This is a genomic window from Rossellomorea sp. LJF3, from assembly GCF_037046045.1.
Classification (GTDB): domain Bacteria; phylum Bacillota; class Bacilli; order Bacillales; family Bacillaceae_B; genus Rossellomorea.
Map to the genome: position 1 here is coordinate 1 of NZ_JBANLY010000019.1, position 12,858 is coordinate 12,858.

Sequence of the window (12,858 nt, forward strand, 5' to 3'; positions counted from 1 at the left end):
GGACATGGCGAGGGCCATGTCCAGCCTAGAAACAGGAGAAAAATCTTTTAAAATATCAGAAAACCCCACCTTCGGTTAAAGTGAAGGTGGGGTTTGTCTACAGTCTGAGCACCCATCGAAATGGGTGCTTTCTCTGTCAAGAACAATGAAATTATTGTTGTTGACCGTATTTTCCAGAAGCTTTCGCTTTGTTAGCTTCTGCTTGTTGGTTTTGTTGCTTCACGTGTTGAGCTGCTGTCGTTTCTGAAGCGAACTCAGTACCGTATTGTTGTTGCTGAGCTTGACCAGCTTGAGCGTTTTGTTGTTTCACGTGTTGAACGCTTGTACCAGATTGAGTTTTGTTTGGTTGTTTTGCCATTGTAATCACCTCCACGCTTATTAAGATAACCAAGCGTGGATTTCACTATTCGATTAATTTCAGGAAAAAAATTCCATCAAACTAGCAGCGAACGACCTCCGTCAACGATGATCGTTTGTCCCCTGATCATTGAGGAATCGTCCGAAACGAGGAACATGACTGACTTCACAAGATCATCGATTTCGACCATGCGTCCTGCAGGCGTTTTGCTGCGGGCATCCTCAAGGAGCTCTTCACGATTAGGGAAGTGTTTGAGTGCATCTGTATCGATTGCACCACCGGAAACGGCATTCACGATGATGCCCCTAGGAGCAAGTTCAACCGCAAGATAACGCGTCAATGCTTCCACGGCAGCTTTCGAAACTCCCACCGTTGTGTAATTATCCAAATAACGGATGGATCCCAAAGAGCTGATGCTCACTATGCGTCCACCCTTATCCATTAATTTAGCTGCTTCCTGTGCACAGAATAATAGAGCTTTACTGTTGATATTCATCGTCCAGTCCCAATGAGACTCTTCAAGCTCCATGACAGGGCGCAATACCCCTGATGCCGCGTTGCTTACCAAAACATCCAACCGGCCGAACTCTTCTTTGATCTGTTCGAACATGGATTTGATTTTATCGACATCCCCGACATTCGCACGGACTACAAACGCTTTACGGCCAAGCTTTTCAACTTGTTCAGCCGTTTCAAGTGCACCTTTTTTACTTCGGGCATAATTGACGACGATATCGTACCCTTTTTCTGCAAGCTGGATGGCGATTTCCCTTCCAAGACCGCGGCTGCTTCCTGTTACTAATGCTACTTTTTGACTCATGATACTTCATCCTTTCAAATTTCATTTTCCAATTGGTCCAAAGCATAATGCAACCCTGAACACGCAAACTAATAAGAACATATCAGTAAATTGGAGGAATGAGTTATGTATGTAGGCAGAGATATGACCGAGCTTTCAATGATTCCAAAAGATGAATGGAAGAAAAGCGAACTTGCTTTCTTTCATCACTCACTACAACAAATAGTACCTTATTTGAATGCAGAAGGACAATCGATTCACCGGGAAATTGTCGAAGAAATCGAAAACCGCGGTGGATTGAATCGTGGCGAAGCCGATTATACCCATGGTACGAAGATAAGTTACGACTGAAATGAAGGAGCAGCGTAACCCGCTGCTCCTTTCTATTTCTGCAGTATCCCTGCTCCTGTTTCCTGCCAGATTTTCTGATGTGATACAGGGAAAGCATACTTTTCCATTTCAAATGGAGTGACGGCAATCAGTTCGCTTCCTTCTAAAGTGCTGCTGTCTACAGATCCGACATACACTTCTATATCCCAAACGATGTGAGAGAATATATGCTGTATCTTTGTCACAACTCCGGCCTTTAACGAGCAGTCCACTTTATACTCTTCTTCTATTAGATCAAGCAATTGAGTACGACCACTGCCCGAATTTCCTATTTCGAAATTAGGGAATTCCCATAAGTTAGCGAGCAATCCTTTACCAGGGCGTTTGTGAATCACGACCCGGTCATCTTCTGTAAAAAGAACGGCTGCCGCCATATTAAGCTTGCGGGCGGATTTTTTCTTCGATTTTATCGGGAGTTCAGTCTGAACACCTTCTTCAAAGGCCTGACAGTGCTCACGTACGGGACAAAGCAGACAGGATGGGGATGTCGGTGTACAGATCAGAGCACCAAGTTCCATCAATGCCTGGTTGAAAAAGGAGGGGTTTTCTTTTGAAATCAGCTCCCTTACTGCTTCTTCAAACACTTTTCTGGATGAAGGCTTGGCAATATCAAGCCATATGGACAATATACGTGAAAATACCCTCATCACATTTCCGTCTACTGCAGGCTCAGGTTTACTGTAAGCAATACTTAAAATTGCCCCAGCCGTGTATGGACCGACCCCTTTTAAAGACGAAATTTCTTTCGGCGTATCCGGAACGATTCCTTCATACTTTTCATTCACTTCTTTAACGGCTGTTTGCAGATTCCTGACTCTCGAATAATACCCGAGGCCTTCCCACGCTTTCAGGACATCCTCTTCATCCGCAGAAGCAAGGGCATCTATTGAAGGAAATTTCTCGATGAATCGGTTAAAATAAGGTATGACCGTATCCACCCTTGTTTGCTGAAGCATGATCTCTGACACCCATACTTTATATGGATCTTGATCCTTCCTCCACGGCAGATCGCGTTGCTCTCTTGAAAACCATGAGATCAAATCATTCTGAAATTCCTCACGGTTGATGGTTTGTATATGTTTCAGTGGCTCTTCTTTCAATTTTGTACCTCCAGGATGTTAATTGTTGCATTGAATAGGGAATAAATAACTAGTACTCTGTTTTTAGACAGACAAGGTTTATTTCTTGTAACCCGCCACAAATACATTCGTCCAATAATCCAAATAATAAATGACGACGGGACATCCGTAAACGTTTTAACGCATGAAAATGGGATTCTGTCGGAACTGCAAAGGTTTCGATATAGCGATTCGAATCATTTTCAGCCTTCTCCCAATGGAAGTTGAAAGCATCATATTGTGGTAATGTCTCTGCGATATTGGTCATAATTTGCTTATATCGAGGCTTTGAATTCTGCTTGATTTCATATTCCAAATGTATGTGCAAAGTGTTTTTCATTGAAATAATCTCCTTTTAACCATATCATGTTCACCAATGAAACGTCATAAACAAATCTTAGAAATGCGAGCCAAGGGAGGACTTTTTTTGGATACAGGCACTCATATCGTCATGGGCTTCGCTCTCGGCGGATTGGCTACTTTAGATCCCGTCGTAGCTGAAAGCGCAGTCACTTCTCAAAGTGTGTTGGTCGCAGCCGTGATCGGCTCTCAAATTCCTGACATCGATACCGTATTAAAATTGCGCAATAATGCGGTTTATATCCGTCACCACCGGGGGGCCACCCACAGTATTCCTGCGGTCGTTCTCTGGCCGCTCTTAATTGTTGCTTGTCTTTATCCGTTTTTTCCAGGTGCTGATTTGCTTCATCTATGGATTTGGACATTTGTGGCCGTATTCCTCCATGTATTTGTCGACATTTTCAACGCATATGGGACCCAGGCCATCAGGCCGATCTCGTCGAAATGGGTCGCTTTAGGGGTCATTAACACGTTTGATGCGATCATATTCGCCATACATGTAGTCGGCTTGATTTTGTGGGGTCTTGGTTTTCCACCGGGAAAAACCTTTTTGGTCATGTATATTGTCATTTTTGCTTACTATGTATTGAGATTCCAGGTTCAAAAAGCAGTGAAAAATGCGGTGAAGCGAAGAATCCCCCAGGCTGAAAAGATCATCGTTTCACCTACGATTCGATTTTTCCAGTGGAGGCTGGCAATCGTTACGAAGGAGCATTATTATGTGGCACGGGCATTCAGGCGGTCGATTACGATCTTTGATAAATTCGAGCGCGTAAAACTACCTGACAGTCCGATCATCGACGCTGCCAGGAAAGATAAGAATCTGGCAGCCTTCCTCTCCTTTTCCCCGGTTTACCGCTGGGAAGTGGATGAGTACGATGACCATTATGAAGTCCGCTTCATCGATCTGCGATATCGAAATAACGGACACTACCCATTCGTCGCCCTCGTGCAGCTAGATAAAGACCTGAACATCGTCAGCTCCTACACAGGATGGGTCTTCAGCGAAGAAAAACTCCGCTCAAAAGTGGACATCGACATTTTAATTGATTAAAGCAGTGAGGGACGGACCTTTTAAAGGTCCGTCCCTCATCACTTTAATGTACCAAACCGTCATCTTCTTTATCGTCGATCAGGTGTTTGTATTTCGGGTTTTGTGCGGCGAATTCATGGATTTGCTCACCATACGTATTGACCCATTGACGGACGACTTTCTCCGTCACTGCTTTTCCTTTGTAATCGTAACCTGCTTTCGCGTATGTTGCTTCGAAATCTTCCCATACGAGTTCAATCCAGGTCCTCGCTTTTTCATACGAAAGCTTATTATTTTTTTCAATTAGCAATTGTGTTAATTCGTGGAATGTTGACTCCATATCGTCTCCTCCTTTTCCATATATTTAGTTTGTACTTTTATGATAATGTCGACCGTTTCATCCATACTAAGGGTACGTGGTTAAGCTTAGTTGTGAATCTTTGCTTCTTCACGGTATAAGTCAGTAAATTTCACCTTTTAGGAGGCACATTATGCGAAATAAATCGACAGGGTTCCCCAACATGAACAACAATAAATTTGAAGGTGAACCGAGAGCAAAGGCGGAATATGCATCTAAAAGGGCTAACGGCACCATCAACACCCATCCTCAAGAACGCATGAAATCTTCTGGACAAAGAGATCACGACTCACTTTAATACAGTGAAATTTGATTAGGGGGTAGTCACGATGGGAAACATGAAAAACAACTTCTACCGAAATAAGTACAGCAGTCCATTTAACAAGGCATTCTACAATCCGAAGCATGCCCATTCCCAGGCAAATGGACAAACCACACAAACTCAAGACTTAATCATTCTGGAGAACCAGACACGTAAGCGTTCCTAGATCTTCCGAGGTCCGTCCCTCTTGACGGACCTCTTCCTTATTTCTTTTCCCCGGCTAGAAGGGAAATAGGTAAAGCTTCTTCTTTCCCGTCTCCGCCCAATCGGTACCCCCAGGCGAAGACTCCATTGAGATAGTCCACTTTGAAATAAGTGCCCGGATCTCCTTCGATCCCATAAATCCCACCAGGCTTATAAGCACTTGGATCCATCAGATAAGCCTGCGCCATAAGGGCCTTTCGCTCCAATACGGCAAACTCATTCACAACCCCAAGCTGTTCAGCCTTTCTAGCCTTCTCCTTCAACGAAGCAATCTCCTGCCGTAACTCATGCTCCGTCATCTCACTATATCTTCTCTCTTGTTCCATTCCTCATCACCTCTACTAATAGTAGTATAGAGAAAATGATACAATAAGAAAAGCGGAGACGACTGGTCAGGCCCGACTAGCATTTCCGAGCAAGCAGATGAGGGCGACCTTTGCCCTCTACTGCTTGATTGGAAATGACCTCGAGGGACTAGGAGTCGGAGCTGGACAATAAGAAAAGCGCAAGCGGCTTGGTCAGCCCCGACAAGCATAAGACGGGATGGCTGAAAAGGCGTTCTTTGCCATTTTGGCCATCACGGCTTATGACCTCGAGGGGCTAGCCGCTCGAGCTGGACAATAAGAAAAGCGGAGGGGCTTTGCCCAGAGGCGACAAGCATAAGGCAAATCCACCGGAAAGGCGCTCTTTGCCTTTTTGGTGGACTTGCCTTATGACCTCGAGCCTATAAGCCCCGGAGCTGGACAAAGAAAAGCGGAGACGACTGGTCAGCCCCGATAAGCATAAGAAAGGATGATTAAACATGAAGACAGCCATCATCACAGGTGGAGGCTCGGGCCTCGGGAAAGAAATGGGGAAGCTCCTTAGCCAGCAAGGATATCATATCTTCCTGCTTGGTCGAACAGAAGACCGTTTAAAGGAAACTGGAACAGAAATCGAAAACATAGGCGGGCAGGTTTCATTTGCAACGTTGGATATACGCTCCCCTCATGACATTCAACAATTCTGCAGGAATCACCTTAATGATCGTAAGGTTGAATTACTCATACATAACGCAGGCGTGGGCCATTTCGGTCCTTTCGAGGAGTCCAGTGACGATGAGTTAATCAGTATGTTTGAAACCAATGCCCTTGGGCCAATACGGTTAACGAAGGCACTGCTGCCTCAACTGGAGCAGGAGAGCACCATCATCAATATCATTTCCACAGCCGGACTCAGAGGAAAGAAAAACGAGTCCCTGTATGTAGCAAGCAAGTTCGCCCTAAGAGGGTTCGGGGAAAGCCTCCAAAAGGAATACGAAGGCACGGACCTGCGCATCGTGAATGCATATATGGGTGGAATGGATACTCCATTCTGGGAAAACAGTGATCATATCAGTGACACGTCAAGACTCCGCTCTCCGAAAGAGGTAGCGGATACGATCGTAAATGAATATCAGGAAAAAGATGAAATCGTCATCGAATCAAAAAAATAAACAACAAAAGGCAGCCTTCGATCATCGAAGGCTGCCTTGATTTAAGGAGCAAACGGGAAAAACATAAAGGCCACAAAAAATAATAGCATAGGGACTAAGAATAATGCGAATACATCAATGACCACAACAAAGGCGATCCAAACCCAGCGGATGCCATCCTTCCGTTTTAAAAACTGCTGAATCATCCTGATATTGACCAGGATCAAGAAGATTGCCACTCCGAGAAGGAAGAAGGGCACGACCCATTTTCCCATATCCTCAGCAAATCCCTGGTTGTACCACTCCTGCCTGCCTAATGAAAAGAAGTCCGTTTGCGCTTTTATAATCAATTCACCTATGAGAAATAGGAGGGCAGTACCAATCACTATCCCTCCAGCGTAGAGCTTGAATTTTCTCCCTGTCCCAATGATAAGCGGAAGGGTGACAACAACAAACAGGATCGCAACTATCTCCACTGAACTCTCCCTTTCCCCATCTCGTTAATAATGAAAAAAATCACTCTTCATTTTCTTTTAATTCTTCCAACAGCCTTTCAATGTCTTCCATTGAAAATCCTTTTCGATACAACGTTTGTTTCATTTTCTGTACATACTCATATCCATCATATTTTGAACTGAGTTTTCTGTGAGCCTTCAACCCCTGATGATAAACCGCATCCCATCTCTCATCATCATCCCGTTCGGATTCGACCGTTTCCCATACGATTTTCATGACTGAGCCAGGATACCCTTTCCTCATCATGTTTTGTTCAATCTTTTGCTTGGCAATCATCTTGGAATCTTTTCGATATTTATGAAGGAGCTTTTCTGTCAAGGCGACCGCTTTGTCTACCTGCTTTTCTTGGGTGAAAGCGGTCAGGGCTTCTTCAATATGGGAATCCCCTACGCCCTTTCTTCTTAATTCCCCGCGGATCCAAGTCGGCCCCTTGTCAGACGTGTTCATCTGGGTACCTACAAACGCGTGGGCGAATTCTAAATCATTGATGTATTTAATCTCATTTAATTTATGAATGACTTCTTGGATGACCCCTTCCTCAGGGTCCCCTTCCTCCAGGTGATCACGGATTTCCTTTTCCGTTCTCATCCTGTAGGCCAGATACTGAATGGCTTTATTGAATGCTTTTTTTACATCGTCTTCATATTGAAGCTCCGAAATCTCGAGCTCATCCACCTCCAGCCCTTTTCTGAGCTGAAACTTGGCAAGAACCGCTTCATCGACACTGAAAGAATATTTTCCATCTATAAATAAATTGTAACGCTCATCGTTCTTCACTTGCTTCGTTATTTTCGTAATCTTACCCATATTTTCCACCTCATCTTAATCCTAACACATTCAACATATGTTTTTTATTCTGAAGATAGGTAAAATAATAAGTATAACTGGAGGGATGATGATGAAGATTGCCATAACAGGTGGAACAGGTTTTGTCGGCCAGGCTCTGACTGAGGAACTGCTCAAACACCAACATGAAGTGATGATCCTGACCCGAAATCCGGATAAATACGATGCGCGACCAGGTGTGACGTTTGTGAAATGGCTATCCGATGGGGCAAGACCCGAAGAGGAGATCGAAGGAATTCACACCTTCATTAATCTTGCGGGAGAGTCCATCAATAGCGGAAGATGGACCGAAGAACGCAAGAAACGGATCATCAACAGCCGGATCAACTCAACCGGGGAAGTCATCAATATCATAAAAGCACTGAAAGAGAAACCCGCCTGCCTTATCAACGCAAGCGCAATCGGCTATTACCCTTCTTCCAAGACGAATACCTATACGGAAGCCTCAACTGAGACTGCAGACAATTTCCTCGGGGAAACCGTTCAAATATGGGAAAAGGAAGCAGCCAAAGCTACACAAATCGGCATACGGGTAGCCTATACGCGATTCGGTATCATTCTCGGCAAGGAGGAAGGTGCCCTTCCAAGGATTGCCCTCCCCTATAAAATGTTTGTCGGGGGTACTGTCGGTTCTGGTGAGCAGTGGATGTCCTGGGTACACATCAAAGATATCGCGAGAGCCGTGCATTTTGTAGCCGAAACGGAGGAGATTGCAGGACCTGTTAATGTCACCGCACCTTCCCCTGTCACCATGAAAGAATTCGGAAAAACACTCGGGACGGTCCTTGGCAGGCCCCACTGGATACCGGTCCCTTCCCTTGCTTTAAAAGTGACAATGGGCGAAATGAGCGCACTCGTACTGGAAGGACAAAAAGTCCTTCCGAGTGTCCTCTCAGAACACGGTTTTCAATTCCAATATCCCGAATTGAAAAGTGCCCTCATTGATATTTATCAGTAAGTCAGGGGTATGTCCCTTCCTTTTCACGGCAAAAATAGAATTAATCTTGAAAAGAAGGGATGTACATAGGAATGGATAATAAGAAAAAGAAAGACAAAAACAAATCGGTTCTATCAAGCGCTCAGGAAGTAACATACTCAAGGGAGTTCAAAGCAGCTGATCGTGCAGGCGGTTTCAGTTCCAAAGCCCACAGATAGACAATTATTACCTAACTAAAAGCCCTTACTTTGAAGAAAGATAAAGGTACAGGTTTCAAAGGATCCTGTACCTTTATTTTTTAACCAAAAGGGGATGTTTATATTGGGAAGATCACGCGGCCATAGCAAAAGAGGAAATAAAAACAGCCTGCCACAAACACCCGCTCAGCTCAAATCTGACGGTGTTGACGAAGAGTTCTCAGCTGAACTTGCCGACCAGGCAGATATGGAAGCCCAAGCCCGGGCGAACGCTGCAAACCAGCGTGCACGAGTGAAGAAAAACCAATAGTGAATCCCGTTTGTTAAAAAGTCGGGTTTGAGGAATTCAGCTTTTAAAAAGCCCCACGCTGTGACAGCATGGGGCTTTTTCAACTCTTAATCCATAGACCTTCACCCCCTCACTGTCTGAAAATACGAAAACAGAAACTTTCTAATTTCCCACACGTATTACATAATACAGATAGATATCCGTTTACGGGGGATGAAATGATGAAGTCAGAGAACAAGCTTTGGAGAATGTGGAAGGTATTATCACTCGCCTTATCAATAGTGGTCAGGGTCTACTGGTACCGGCTGCGGGGTAAGTCCCAATGGGAAAAAGAAAAGCTTTGGGAACAAATCGGGAAAGAGTTCAAAGAAACCCTTTTTGAACTGAATGGCGTGTTGATCAAAGTTGGACAACTGTTGAGTATACGAGAGGATCTGCTTCCGAAAGGGTTCATCAATCAAATTCAGGACTTGGTTGACCATGTACCTCCTTCACCATGGGAAAAGATTGAATCAGTTCTTGAAGGGGCATGGGGTGGCCCCGTTTCTTCCAAGGTACTGAGCATCAATCAAGAAGCCATCGCCTCGGCTTCCATCGGGGAAGTGTACAAAGCGACATTGCTTGATGGCAAAGAAGCGGCCATCAAGGTGCAGCGACCGGAAATCCCTTCACTTGTGAAGACTGATTTCCGGACATTGTCCATCATCATATGGTTTGCCAGGCATTTTGCTCCCATGCCAAAGGGGTTCATTAATTTTAAAATGCTATATAGAGAATTGAAGCAGGTCATTGAGCAGGAGCTCGACTTTTCCAAAGAAATGAGTACCGCCATGACCTTTAAACGGAGGTTTAAAGATCATGCCAATGTGAAGATCCCGACTATGTACCCTGAACTCTGTACAGATAAAGTATTGGTGATGGAATGGGTCGACGGGGTTCGATTGAATGATAGAGAAGCGATTGAGTTGTATGGACTGAATGGCCAGAAGCTTGCACAGGAACTATTCCGACTCTTCCTCCCTCAGTGGCTCGAGCCCGGAATCTTCCATGCAGATCCCCATGCCGGGAACATTCTGCTTCAGCCGGATGGTACTTTCGTTTTATTGGATTACGGGATGATCGGGGAAATTTCTAAAAGGGATTCAGCTCATTTCCAAGATCTTCTCGAAGGGGTTCTTCTAAAGAATTTCCGGAAAGCTTCAGAAGCTCTTGCCGAATTGGGATTCCTGCTTCCAGACGCAAGTCCGAAGACGATTGAGCCTGTGCTAAAGGAATTTGTCACGCTGGATATGGAGCAGTTTAAACAGATGGACCTGATATCAGTAAAAAAGGAAATCAACGATATGGTGAAATCACTTCCTGTGCAGGTTCCGACCCGCTTTATCTTTTTAGGGCGATCCTTTGCCACCATTGAAGGACTTGTCCACACATTGAATCCGAATGAGGAGACCCTTGAGATCGTTACACCAGCCTTTATGGATTGGGTGAAGGATGGGAACACGAACAAATGGGAGCTTCTTATGAAATGGGTCAGCGCCCAACCTCTTTTTCAGACCGTTCAAAAAGTACGGCAGTTGTTGGATATACCGGAAAAAGCACTGGAACAAAAGGATCATCATCAGTTAAACGGGTTTCAATTCAAACTATTCGAGAGTCAAAAAAAGCAGGCATTTGTCCTTATACTTGCAGGCTGCCTCGGGGGATTCTCAGGACTGGCGTTCGGTATGGAGGTTATCTGGCAAGGTAGCTTTGCCCTGGCCGGATTTGGTGTCGCAGTGTATTGGGTGAATGCCACAAGGCAAAGAAACTGGTTAAAGAAATTGAAAAATGGGCAAATGTATTAAGGTAAAACAAAAGAGGCTGGGACAAAACTAGTTTCTAACTGAAAAAAAGGTGAATTTGAGCGTGCTCAAATTCACCTTTTTTATTTTCTCGTGTAAATTCATCTGAAGATTAGTTGTTGGCAATGAATTTTCTCAAATTCACTGCCATTAACGCGATTCCCATTTCATTTTCAACCTTCGATTTTCCTCGTACGGAAAATCGAGTGAAACGCAAATTAGCCTTCAAGAATCCAAAAACTGGCTCCACATCGATTTTACGTTTTCGATAGATGGCTCCTGTTTTCTCCTCTGAAAGCTTCGATCTTACATATTCTTTTTGCTGCTCCCACTTTTCATTCACCATCAGTTTTCGATTATTGCCTTCTTTTGCTTTGGTACATGATGAACGAAAAGGGCACCCCAAGCAGTCTTCGCACTCATAGATCTTGAACTTCCGTTCAAAGCCTGTACGGTCATGGCGAGTAGAATAATGCTGAAATTCAAGACGTTTTTGATTAGGGCAAATATATGTATCCGTTTCTTTTTCATACTCCCAGTTGTCAGGGTTAAATAAGTTTTGTTTATATTTTTTCTTTTGTTCCTTTAGATACAAGTTATACGTAATAAGTGCTTCTCGTTTTCTATTTGAAAGGATATCGTTATAATTTTGTTCACTTCCATAACCCGCATCTGCGACGATGTGCTTTGGCAATTCGAAATAATCTTGCTCAATTCTATCTAGAAATGGAATTAAGGTTCGGGTATCTGTTGGGTTTGAAAACAAGCTATAGGCTAAGGTGTATTGACCTTCCGTGGCGATTTGTACATTATAACCAGCTTTCAATTGTCCGTTCTTCATATAATCATCTTTCATTCGCATGAACGTCGCATCGGTATCTGTTTTAGAATAACTATTACGTGTTCCAAAGGTCTCTAAGTCTTGTTGGTATTTCTGTTTGCGCAAGATAAAATCAATCAGTTTTTTACGGACTTGTTTTGGATGTTTGCGTTCAGCTCTTAAAGCTTTTCGTTTCGGAATGTCCGAGGTAGCTTCAATTTGTTTATCAAATTTGGTTACGACTTCGTCTACTTTTTGAACCATTTGAGCGAGTTCTTCCACAGACAATTGTTCAGAGGTTTCCCGTTCTATTTCAGGTATGATTTCACTTTTTAGAAGCTCAGTGTATAGCTCATTTGATTTTTCAATTAAACTTGCATGGTATCTTTCAATGGATTTCTTCCATACAAAAGTGAATTTATTGGCATTCGCTTCAATCTTTGTGCCATCAATAAATATCGCTTCTTGATCAATCAGTTTTTCTTCCACCAATTGGCACCGGAATTGGACGAAACATTCGCGAATGACTTCTTTCACTTCGGGTTGAACACGGAATCGGTTAATGGTTCGATAACTTGGTTCATATCCTTGTGCTAGCCACATCATACGAATACTATCTTTTAAAAGGGCTTCAATTTTGCGTCCTGAAAAGACCGATTGTGAATAGGCACATAAGATAATCTTAAGCATCATGCGAGGATGGTAGGCGGGACACCCTTCATTTCGAAGAAATGGTTCGAACACTTTATGAGGGATACTTTCAACTAAATGATGGACATGGATGGCAATATCGTTTTCTTGTAATTTCATTTCTAAATCTAAAGGCAAAACGATCTGATTCATGGTATAATCTTTAAACATAAGGACCCTTCTTTCCGATGAGATTTTGTGTGGTAACTTTATTTTATCAGAAGAGGTCCTTATTTTAATTTAAAAATAATCAAAGCCGGTGAAATTTTACTTGTTGTAAAATTTCACCGGCTTTTTCATTTCAGAGGAGGGTTTTGTCCCAACCTC

Annotated in this window: 18 protein-coding genes; 9 read left to right on the forward strand and 9 right to left on the reverse strand. The window is 43.6% G+C overall.

The window, feature by feature from the left end:
* Positions 1–151 precede the first annotated feature (151 nt).
* Positions 152–358 carry a gamma-type small acid-soluble spore protein gene (locus V8G47_RS16050; RefSeq protein WP_034762583.1) on the reverse strand — a complete coding sequence of 69 codons (207 nt, stop codon included), beginning with the start codon at positions 356–358 and terminating at the stop codon, positions 152–154.
* A gap of 76 nt (positions 359–434) precedes the next feature.
* Entirely contained in the window at positions 435–1,178 is a 744-nt protein-coding gene (gene fabL, locus V8G47_RS16055; RefSeq protein ID WP_336201009.1) for an enoyl-[acyl-carrier-protein] reductase FabL, read from the reverse strand.
* 105 nt (positions 1,179–1,283) lie between these two features.
* Between fabL and V8G47_RS16060 the strand changes: the two genes are divergently transcribed.
* Complete coding sequence (locus V8G47_RS16060) at positions 1,284–1,508, forward strand: hypothetical protein (RefSeq protein WP_336201010.1); 225 nt, start codon at positions 1,284–1,286, stop codon at positions 1,506–1,508.
* Positions 1,509–1,540: 32 nt separating this feature from the next.
* On the opposite strand, the gene mutY is transcribed toward V8G47_RS16060, so the two are convergent.
* Both mutY and V8G47_RS16070 read right to left on the reverse strand, forming a co-directional pair.
* The gene (mutY, locus tag V8G47_RS16065) at positions 1,541–2,647 is read right to left on the reverse strand and encodes an A/G-specific adenine glycosylase (protein ID WP_336201011.1); all 1,107 of its coding nucleotides are present in this window, start codon (positions 2,645–2,647) and stop codon (positions 1,541–1,543) included.
* A 49-nt stretch (positions 2,648–2,696) separates the two neighbouring features.
* The gene (locus V8G47_RS16070; protein WP_336201012.1) at positions 2,697–3,005 is read right to left on the reverse strand and encodes a hypothetical protein; all 309 of its coding nucleotides are present in this window, start codon (positions 3,003–3,005) and stop codon (positions 2,697–2,699) included.
* 87 nt (positions 3,006–3,092) lie between these two features.
* On the opposite strand from V8G47_RS16070, the gene V8G47_RS16075 reads away from it, so the two are divergent.
* Positions 3,093–4,079 carry a metal-dependent hydrolase gene (locus V8G47_RS16075; RefSeq protein WP_336201013.1) on the forward strand — a complete coding sequence of 329 codons (987 nt, stop codon included), beginning with the start codon at positions 3,093–3,095 and terminating at the stop codon, positions 4,077–4,079.
* Positions 4,080–4,122: 43 nt separating this feature from the next.
* Here the strand turns inward: V8G47_RS16075 and V8G47_RS16080 are convergent, their stop codons facing one another.
* On the reverse strand, positions 4,123–4,398 hold the full coding sequence (locus tag V8G47_RS16080; protein ID WP_060673395.1) for a YfhJ family protein: 276 nt from the start codon (positions 4,396–4,398) through the stop codon (positions 4,123–4,125).
* Between the two features lie 151 nt (positions 4,399–4,549).
* Between V8G47_RS16080 and V8G47_RS16085 the strand changes: the two genes are divergently transcribed.
* Entirely contained in the window at positions 4,550–4,714 is a 165-nt protein-coding gene (locus V8G47_RS16085; protein WP_034762570.1) for a small, acid-soluble spore protein K, read from the forward strand.
* A 31-nt stretch (positions 4,715–4,745) separates the two neighbouring features.
* The gene (locus V8G47_RS16090) at positions 4,746–4,904 is read left to right on the forward strand and encodes a YpzG family protein (protein ID WP_079531087.1); all 159 of its coding nucleotides are present in this window, start codon (positions 4,746–4,748) and stop codon (positions 4,902–4,904) included.
* 37 nt (positions 4,905–4,941) lie between these two features.
* On the opposite strand, the gene V8G47_RS16095 is transcribed toward V8G47_RS16090, so the two are convergent.
* Positions 4,942–5,268, reverse strand: coding sequence for a YfhH family protein (locus V8G47_RS16095; RefSeq protein ID WP_336201014.1), 327 nt, complete (start codon positions 5,266–5,268; stop codon positions 4,942–4,944).
* Positions 5,269–5,744: 476 nt separating this feature from the next.
* Between V8G47_RS16095 and V8G47_RS16100 the strand changes: the two genes are divergently transcribed.
* Positions 5,745–6,416, forward strand: a complete 672-nt coding sequence (locus tag V8G47_RS16100; RefSeq protein ID WP_336201015.1) for an SDR family NAD(P)-dependent oxidoreductase — start codon at positions 5,745–5,747, stop codon at positions 6,414–6,416.
* 41 nt (positions 6,417–6,457) lie between these two features.
* On the opposite strand, the gene V8G47_RS16105 is transcribed toward V8G47_RS16100, so the two are convergent.
* Both V8G47_RS16105 and recX read right to left on the reverse strand, forming a co-directional pair.
* The gene (locus V8G47_RS16105) at positions 6,458–6,871 is read right to left on the reverse strand and encodes a hypothetical protein (protein WP_336201016.1); all 414 of its coding nucleotides are present in this window, start codon (positions 6,869–6,871) and stop codon (positions 6,458–6,460) included.
* A gap of 40 nt (positions 6,872–6,911) precedes the next feature.
* Positions 6,912–7,718: a recombination regulator RecX gene (gene recX / locus V8G47_RS16110; RefSeq protein ID WP_336201017.1), complete on the reverse strand. Its 807-nt coding sequence runs from the start codon at positions 7,716–7,718 to the stop codon at positions 6,912–6,914.
* 91 nt (positions 7,719–7,809) lie between these two features.
* Here recX and V8G47_RS16115 point away from each other — a divergent pair, with 91 nt between their 5' ends.
* The 4 genes from V8G47_RS16115 to V8G47_RS16130 all read left to right on the forward strand — a co-directional run bounded on the left by V8G47_RS16115 (position 7,810) and on the right by V8G47_RS16130 (position 11,024).
* Positions 7,810–8,715 (forward strand): TIGR01777 family oxidoreductase, encoded by a 906-nt coding sequence (locus tag V8G47_RS16115; protein WP_336201018.1) that lies wholly within the window; start codon positions 7,810–7,812, stop codon positions 8,713–8,715.
* A 71-nt stretch (positions 8,716–8,786) separates the two neighbouring features.
* Entirely contained in the window at positions 8,787–8,912 is a 126-nt protein-coding gene (locus V8G47_RS16120; protein WP_079531092.1) for a YfhE family protein, read from the forward strand.
* 103 nt (positions 8,913–9,015) lie between these two features.
* A complete protein-coding gene (locus tag V8G47_RS16125; RefSeq protein WP_336201019.1) occupies positions 9,016–9,201 on the forward strand; it encodes a YfhD family protein in 186 nt (61 codons plus the stop codon).
* A 200-nt stretch (positions 9,202–9,401) separates the two neighbouring features.
* Positions 9,402–11,024: an ABC1 kinase family protein gene (locus tag V8G47_RS16130; protein WP_336201020.1), complete on the forward strand. Its 1,623-nt coding sequence runs from the start codon at positions 9,402–9,404 to the stop codon at positions 11,022–11,024.
* 109 nt (positions 11,025–11,133) lie between these two features.
* Here V8G47_RS16130 and V8G47_RS16135 read toward each other — a convergent pair whose 3' ends face one another.
* A complete protein-coding gene (locus V8G47_RS16135) occupies positions 11,134–12,702 on the reverse strand; it encodes an IS1182 family transposase (protein ID WP_336201021.1) in 1,569 nt (522 codons plus the stop codon).
* Positions 12,703–12,858 lie beyond the last annotated feature (156 nt).

Coding starts and splice junctions, on each gene's coding strand:
- V8G47_RS16050 (WP_034762583.1), bottom strand. CDS start 358: ATGGCAAAACAACCAAACAAAACTCAATCTGGTACAAGCGTTCAACAC.
- fabL (WP_336201009.1), bottom strand. CDS start 1,178: ATGAGTCAAAAAGTAGCATTAGTAACAGGAAGCAGCCGCGGTCTTGGA.
- V8G47_RS16060 (WP_336201010.1), top strand. CDS start 1,284: ATGTATGTAGGCAGAGATATGACCGAGCTTTCAATGATTCCAAAAGAT.
- V8G47_RS16070 (WP_336201012.1), bottom strand. CDS start 3,005: ATGAAAAACACTTTGCACATACATTTGGAATATGAAATCAAGCAGAAT.
- V8G47_RS16080 (WP_060673395.1), bottom strand. CDS start 4,398: ATGGAGTCAACATTCCACGAATTAACACAATTGCTAATTGAAAAAAAT.
- V8G47_RS16085 (WP_034762570.1), top strand. CDS start 4,550: ATGCGAAATAAATCGACAGGGTTCCCCAACATGAACAACAATAAATTT.
- V8G47_RS16090 (WP_079531087.1), top strand. CDS start 4,746: ATGGGAAACATGAAAAACAACTTCTACCGAAATAAGTACAGCAGTCCA.
- V8G47_RS16095 (WP_336201014.1), bottom strand. CDS start 5,268: ATGGAACAAGAGAGAAGATATAGTGAGATGACGGAGCATGAGTTACGG.
- V8G47_RS16100 (WP_336201015.1), top strand. CDS start 5,745: ATGAAGACAGCCATCATCACAGGTGGAGGCTCGGGCCTCGGGAAAGAA.
- recX (WP_336201017.1), bottom strand. CDS start 7,718: ATGGGTAAGATTACGAAAATAACGAAGCAAGTGAAGAACGATGAGCGT.
- V8G47_RS16115 (WP_336201018.1), top strand. CDS start 7,810: ATGAAGATTGCCATAACAGGTGGAACAGGTTTTGTCGGCCAGGCTCTG.
- V8G47_RS16120 (WP_079531092.1), top strand. CDS start 8,787: ATGGATAATAAGAAAAAGAAAGACAAAAACAAATCGGTTCTATCAAGC.
- V8G47_RS16130 (WP_336201020.1), top strand. CDS start 9,402: ATGAAGTCAGAGAACAAGCTTTGGAGAATGTGGAAGGTATTATCACTC.
- V8G47_RS16135 (WP_336201021.1), bottom strand. CDS start 12,702: ATGTTTAAAGATTATACCATGAATCAGATCGTTTTGCCTTTAGATTTA.